Origin of the sequence: Paludisphaera soli (assembly GCF_011064595.1) — a bacterium.
Taxonomy (GTDB): domain Bacteria; phylum Planctomycetota; class Planctomycetia; order Isosphaerales; family Isosphaeraceae; genus Paludisphaera; species Paludisphaera soli.
Map to the genome: position 1 here is coordinate 1 of NZ_JAALJI010000158.1, position 387 is coordinate 387.

Genomic DNA, 387 nt, shown 5'->3' on the forward strand with positions numbered 1-387 from the left:
CGCCGCACTCGGGGCCGGGCGACGGCGGGCGCGGGAGGTCTGGATGACGGCACGGGACGGAGACACCGCCGAGCACCGCCGGCTGGCCGACAGCGCCGCCCGCCGCGCCGACTGGAAGGGCTGGGGGCCCTACGTCGCGGAGCGAGCCTGGGGCTCCGTCCGCGAGGACTACTCCCCCTCCGGCGACGCCTGGGCGTCCTTCCCGCACGACCACGCCCGCAGCCGCGCCTACCGCTGGAACGAGGACGGCCTGGCGGGCTTCTGCAACCGCTTCCAGAACCTCTGCCTCGGCCTGGCCCTCTGGAACGGCCGCGACCCCATCCTCAAGGAACGCCTCTTCGGCCTGGCCAACGAAGAGGGCAACCACGGAGAGGACGTCAAGGAGTC

General features: G+C 73.9%; 1 pseudogene. It reads left to right on the top strand.

Features of this window, described 5'->3' with window-relative positions:
* Positions 1-43 precede the first annotated feature (43 nt).
* Positions 44-387: pseudogene (locus G6O68_RS32130) on the top strand (MGH1-like glycoside hydrolase domain-containing protein); the annotation flags it as partial.